The organism is Kitasatospora sp. MBT66, assembly GCF_000710405.2.
Taxonomy (GTDB): domain Bacteria; phylum Actinomycetota; class Actinomycetes; order Streptomycetales; family Streptomycetaceae; genus Kitasatospora; species Kitasatospora purpeofusca.
Genome location: NZ_JAIY01000005.1, coordinates 9381 through 15317, shown reverse-complemented (window position 1 = coordinate 15317; position 5937 = coordinate 9381). Strand labels below are relative to the sequence as shown.

Here is a 5937-nt window from a genome sequence, read left to right as displayed (position 1 = left end):
AGCACGGCCAGCAGAGCCAGCACGGCCACAGCAACCTCCCCGCCCTCCCGGCCCAGATCCACGCGCACGACCAGGGCCACACCCACGGAGGCCACCCCGGCCACGCGCCGAGCCCGTACGCGACCGGCTTCCACCCCGTCGCTGCCCCGGCCCACCCCCAGGGCCCGGCCCAGGCCCAGTTCGGCACCGGCCAGGGCTGGGTGGCGGCGGGCTACCTCGGCGCCGTCCCGCACCCGATGGCCACGCACCTGCCCGCGCCCGCCCCGGTGACGGTCCCGGTCCCGGCCCCCGTGCCGACCGTGGGCACCTCCTACGGCCCCGGTGGCGGCCCCGGCACGACCAGCGGCGGCCGCCACCGCAGCCTGCTCTCCCTCCCCCCGGGCCGCAGCGGCGACCACCACTGAACCCGCGCCCCCACCGCAGCCCGCACCCCGCACCCCGCACTCCGCACTCCGCTCCCCGCACCCAAACCCGGCCGGACACGACGAAGGACCCCGCCACCCGGTCCGAAGACCGGCCGACAGGGCCCTTCCCCACAGCTCCCGCCCGGATCACCGCCTCAGCGGCTCCACCCGAGCGTCAGCCGTCACTTCTTCCGGTTGCGCTTCTCCCGCACCCGCACCGAGATCGAGATCGGCGTCCCGACGAAGCCGAACTCCTCGCGCAGCCGGCGCTCGATGAAGCGCCGGTAGCCCGCCTCCAGGAAGCCCGAGGCGAACAGCACGAACCGCGGCGGCCGGGTGCCCGCCTGGGTGCCGAACAGGACGCGCGGCTGCTTGCCACCGCGGATCGGGTGCGGGTGGGCCGCTACCAGCTCACCGAGGAAGGCGTTCAGCCGGGCGGTCGGGATCCGGGTCTCCCAGCCCTGCAGCGCGGTCTCGATCGCCGGGACGAGCTTCTCCATGTGCCGGCCGGTCTTCGCCGAGACGTTGACCCGCGGCGCCCACTGCACCTGGACGAGGTCGCGCTCGATCTCGCGCTCCAGGTAGTAGCGGCGCTCCTCGTCGAGCTGGTCCCACTTGTTGTAGGCGATGACGACGGCACGACCGGCCTCGACGGCCATCGTGATGATCCGGGTGTCCTGCTCGGCGAGGGTCTCGCTGCAGTCGATCAGGACGACGGCGACCTCGGCCTTCTCCAGCGCGGCGGAGGTGCGCAGCGAGGCGTAGAAGTCGGCGCCGGCGGTCATGTGGACCCGGCGGCGGATGCCGGCGGTGTCGACGAACTTCCAGGTCTTGCCGCCGAGCTCGATCATCTCGTCGACCGGGTCACGGGTGGTGCCGGCCATCTCGTTGACGACGACGCGGTCCTCACCGGCGACCCGGTTCAGCAGGCTGGACTTGCCGACGTTCGGGCGGCCGATCAGCGCGACCCGGCGCGGGCCGCCGGGGGCGGCGTCGCCGAAGGTCTGCGGCGGGGCCTCGGGCAGGGCGGCCATCACGGCGTCCAGCAGGTCGCCGGAGCCGCGGCCGTGCAGGGCGGAGACCGGGTAGGGCTCGCCCAGGCCGAGCGACCAGAGGTAGGCGGCCTCGGCCTCGGTGGACTGGCCGTCGACCTTGTTGGCGCAGAGCACGGTCGGCTTGCCGGCCCGGCGGATGATCTTGATCAGGGCCTCGTCGGTGTCGGTGGCACCGACGGTGGCGTCGACCACGAACAGCACCGCGTCGGCCTGCTCGATACCCAGCTCGGCCTGGGCGGCGACCATGGCGTCGATGCCGAGGACGTCGATCTCCCAGCCGCCGGTGTCGACGACCTTGAAGCGGCGGCCGTTCCAGGCGGCCTCGTAGCTGACGCGGTCGCGGGTGACGCCGGGCTTGTCCTCGACGACGGCCTCGCGACGGCCGATGATGCGGTTGACCAGGGTCGACTTGCCGACGTTCGGGCGGCCGACGATGGCCAGCACCGGAAGCGGGGCGTGGGCGCCGTCGCCGAAGCCGTCGACGTCGTCGAGGTCGAAGCCCTCCTCGGCGGCGAGCGCCATGAACTCGGCGTAGTCGGCGGCGTCCAGCTCGCCGGGGCCGGTGGAGGTGTGCTCTGCGGTCATGTTCGTACTGTCCGTTTCCCGGTACGGCCCTTCCCAGGGACGCACCGTGCGTACCTGCCCCGCCGGGGCAGCGCGAATGGGTTCGGGTGCCACCGTGGCACCCCGTTGTTGTCAGAAAGTTCTTGCCGGAAGTTCCGGTCGATCATTCGAGAAGCCGAAGAGTCGAGAAGTCGACGAGTCGGAGGAGCCGGACCGAGCGGTCCGGCCGGTCTCAGACCGTCGACAGCGCGGCTCCGGCCCGCTGCTCGACCAGCGTGGTGATCCGGTCGATCACCTGCTCCAGGGTGAGCTCGCTGGTGTCCACCAGCACGGCGTCCGCGGCCTGGGTCAGCGGCGCGGTCGCCCGGGAGGAGTCGGCCGCGTCCCGGCGGGCCAGGTCGGCGGCCATCGCGGTGATGGTCGCCTCGTCCAGGCCCTTGGCCCGCAGCTCGGTCGCCCGACGCTCGGCCCGGGCCGCCTCCGACGCGGTCAGGAAGACCTTGACGGTGGCGGTCGGGAAGACCACGCTCCCCATGTCCCGGCCCTCGGCAACGATGCCGCGCTCGGCGACGCCGGCGCAGCCGCGCTGCAGCTCGACCAGCCGGGCCCGCACCGCCGGCACCGCGGAGACGGCGCTGACCTGCGCGGTCACCTCGGGGCCGCGGATCGGGCCGGAGACGTCGCGGCCGTCGACCGTGATGGTCGGGCCGTCCGCGTCCGTGCCGGACACGATCACCGGCTTGCCGCAGGCGACCGCCACCGCCTCCGGGTCGGCCACGTCGATGTCGTTGGCCAGCATCCACCAGGTCATCGCCCGGTACATGGCACCGGTGTCCAGGAAGCTCAGGCCCAGCCGGGCGGCGACCGCCCGGGAGACGGTCGACTTGCCGGAGCCGGAGGGTCCGTCGATGGCGACGACGACCGGGGCGTGCGCTCGGTCGGCAGTGTCCACGGCGCGAACCTCTCTCTGGAGCTCGGATCTCTGATCCCTGAGCATGGCGACCCGGATCTACGGGGCAGCCGGGGGATTGTCTCCCTCAAGGTTAATGGACCGGCGCCCGACCCGGCCCCGCCGGTGCCGAGCCTCCCGCCCCACCCCGTCCGGCCCCCGCCGCACCCACCCCTGCCGGGCCCGGCAACCGGCCCGGCAGGGACCGAGAACAAGGACAAGAGAAGAAAGACCAGAGCCAAGGACCAAGCGCAAGGAACTCAGTCCCGGACGCTCCACCCGCTCGCCCGCAGCGCCGCCGTCAGCGCCCGGACCGCCCCCGGCGCCACCGCGAGCTGGACGAAGCCCACCTGCTGGCCGGTCGAGTGCTCGATCACGACGTCCTCGATGTTGACGCCGGCCGCGCCGACCTCGCCGAACAGCCGGCCCAGCTCACCGGGCTGGTCACCGAGCACGACGGCGACGGTCTCGTACCGGGTGGGCGGTGCGCCGTGCTTGCCCGGGATCCGGGCCTGGCCGGTGTTGCCGCGCCGCATGACCGCCTCGATGCCCGCCGTGCCGCCCCGCCGCTCGGCCTCCTCGGCGGCCTGCAGGGCACGCAGCGCGGTGACGGTCTCCTCGAGGTCGGTGGCGAACTCCGCCAGCACGTCCGCCACCGCGCCCGCGTTGGCGGACAGGATGTCCACCCACATCGCGGGGTTGGAGGCGGCGATCCGGGTGACGTCCCGGACGCCCTGGCCGGAGAGCCTTATGGCCGTCTCGTCGGCGTGCTCCAGCCGGGCGGCGACCAGCGAGGAGAGCAGCTGGGGGGCGTGCGAGACCAGGGCGACCGCGCGGTCGTGGGCCGCGGCGTCCATGACGATCGGCATGGCCCCGCAGAGCGCGACCAGTTCGAGGACGGCGTTCAGCGTCCCGGTGTCGGTGTCGGGGGTCGGGGTGAGCACCCACGGCCGTCCCTCGAACAGGTCGGCCCGGGCGGCCAGCGGGCCGGACCGCTCCCGCCCGGCCATCGGGTGGCTGCCGAGGTAGTGGACGGTGTCGCAGCCGAGCGCGGCGATCTCGGCCCGCGGACCGTCCTTCACGCTGGCGACGTCGGTGTAGTACTCCGCCAGGCCGCGGCGCTGGCAGTCGGCGAGCACCTTGCCGACCAGCGCGGGCGGGACGGCGATGATCGCCAGGTCCACCGGACCGTCGGCCGGCTCGGTGGTGCCGGCGCCCAGCGAGGCGGCGGTGCGGGCGGCGTCCGGGTCGGCGTCCTCCAGATGGACGGTCAGACCCCGTCCGGTGAGGGCGAGCGCGGCGGAGGTGCCGATGAGTCCGGTACCGACGACGACAGCTGTGCGCATGGCGGGGTGGCTCTCCTCACAGAACGGAACGGAACGGAACAGCACGGGGCATCAAGGACCGGCACGGAGCGGCGCGGAACGGACTGCGGACCGGGTCCGCCTTATCCTCCCCCATCGCCACCGCCCACGCGGCCGCCACCCGCAACCGCACCGGGCCCCGCGGCCGTCCCCACTCACACGGACCCGCACCACCCGCCCCCGGCACCGCCCCCACACAGCCGGCCGAACGACACGGGCCGGACGCCACCGCTCGAGCGCGGCCGACCGCACGCCACGCACGACGTAAAACCGGGGACGCGGGAACGGGCACACGGCAGGATGGGCCGCCCGGGAGAAGGCTCGGCGCGCGCTCGGCGCCGAAGGTACGCGACGAAGGGGTTGGCCGGGTGAACGATCAGCACAGCAGCGACCAGCATCAACCGCAGGACCACAGCACCACCACCGGTTCCGACATCGGTTCGGACATCGGGAACACCGCAGGAGGAACCGGCGGGGGAACCGGCGGAGGAACCGCAGGAGGAAGCACCGTCCCGACCGTCCCCTCGGTCCTGGACTCCGTCGTCGTCCACGCCTCCGGCGCGGTCTGCCGCCGTCGGGCCCGGGTGGCCCTGCCCCCGGACGGCCGGGTCCGGCTGACCGGCCTGCCCGGAAGACTCGACGAACGCTCGCTGCGCGCCCGGGTCCTCTCCGGCCCGGCCGGCACCGCCGTCACCGGGGCCCGGCTGGAGGCGGTCGCCGAACTCCGCGACCCCTCCGAGCTGCCCGAACTGCGCCTGCGGCTGGACGCGGCCAGGGAGCACGAGAGCACGCTGCGGGAACGCCTCCGGCTGGTGCTCGCCGCCGTCGCCGAGACCACCGCGCTGCGCGCCGTCCCGCCGGCCCGGCGCCGCGACGAGCCGCTGCGCCGTACGCCGGCCGACGCCTGGCTCGAACTGGCCGACTTCGTCGACGAACGCCTCGAACGGCTCCACGGGCGCGCCGAGCTGCTCACCCGGGACATCGAACTCGCCGAGCACGAGACCGAGTTGCTCGCCGACCGGATCGCCCGGGCGACCACCGCCGACCCGCAGGAGGCGATCACGACCGCCACCACCGCCCTGCTCACCCTCACCACCAGCGCCCCCACCGACGCCACCGACACCACCGACACCATCACCCCCGAGCTGGACATCGAGCTGGAGTACACCGTCCAGGCCGCCCGCTGGGTGCCCTCCTACCGGCTGTCCTACCGCCAGGGCGACGACAGCGGCCGCCTGCTCCTGCGCGCCTCCGTCGCCCAGCAGACCGACGAGGACTGGACCGGCGTCTGCCTCGCGCTCTCCACCGCCGACCTGGAACGCCGCACCGACCTGCCCAAGCTGCGCTCGCTGCGGATCGGCCGCAGCCAGCCGGCCCCGCCGCCCTCCGGCTGGCGCGAGCCCCCGGCCGGACTGTCCGACCTGTTCTCGGCGTACGACGCGGTCGGCCCGCGCCCGGTCCCGGACCGTCCGCTGCTCTCCCCCGGGGCGCCGCTCGCGGTGTCGGCCCCGGCCGGCCCCACCGTCGCCGTGCCGCCCCCGCCCCCGGCCCCCGTGGCGGCCTCGTTCCCCGCCCCCGGCTCCTTCCCGCCCCCGGCCCCC

4 protein-coding genes and 1 pseudogene are annotated in these 5937 nt (G+C 74.5%); 2 read left to right on the top strand and 3 right to left on the bottom strand.

Translation table 11 applies throughout. From position 1 onward, the window contains the following. Nucleotides 1–404, top strand: a pseudogene (locus BI06_RS50575) (hypothetical protein); the annotation flags it as partial. 182 nt (nucleotides 405–586) lie between these two features. Here BI06_RS50575 and der read toward each other — a convergent pair. The 3 genes from der to BI06_RS11130 all read right to left on the bottom strand — a co-directional run bounded on the left by der (nucleotide 587) and on the right by BI06_RS11130 (nucleotide 4318). After that, a complete protein-coding gene (der, locus tag BI06_RS11140; RefSeq protein WP_030396108.1) occupies nucleotides 587–2044 on the bottom strand; it encodes a ribosome biogenesis GTPase Der in 1458 nt (485 codons plus the stop codon). 211 nt (nucleotides 2045–2255) lie between these two features. Continuing rightward, complete coding sequence (cmk, locus tag BI06_RS11135) at nucleotides 2256–2975, bottom strand: (d)CMP kinase (protein WP_030396107.1); 720 nt, start codon at nucleotides 2973–2975, stop codon at nucleotides 2256–2258. Between the two features lie 257 nt (nucleotides 2976–3232). After that, nucleotides 3233–4318 (bottom strand): prephenate dehydrogenase, encoded by a 1086-nt coding sequence (locus BI06_RS11130; RefSeq protein ID WP_030396106.1) that lies wholly within the window; start codon nucleotides 4316–4318, stop codon nucleotides 3233–3235. Between the two features lie 386 nt (nucleotides 4319–4704). Here BI06_RS11130 and BI06_RS50570 point away from each other — a divergent pair. After that, the coding region (locus BI06_RS50570) for a DUF4139 domain-containing protein (protein WP_158516416.1) at nucleotides 4705–5937 on the top strand (1233 nt) is incomplete at its 3' end.

Excerpts from the sequence above, each read along its gene's own strand:
- der (WP_030396108.1), bottom strand. The coding sequence starts at position 2,044 with ATGACCGCAGAGCACACCTCCACCGGCCCCGGCGAGCTGGACGCCGCC.
- BI06_RS11130 (WP_030396106.1), bottom strand. The coding sequence starts at position 4,318 with ATGCGCACAGCTGTCGTCGTCGGTACCGGACTCATCGGCACCTCCGCC.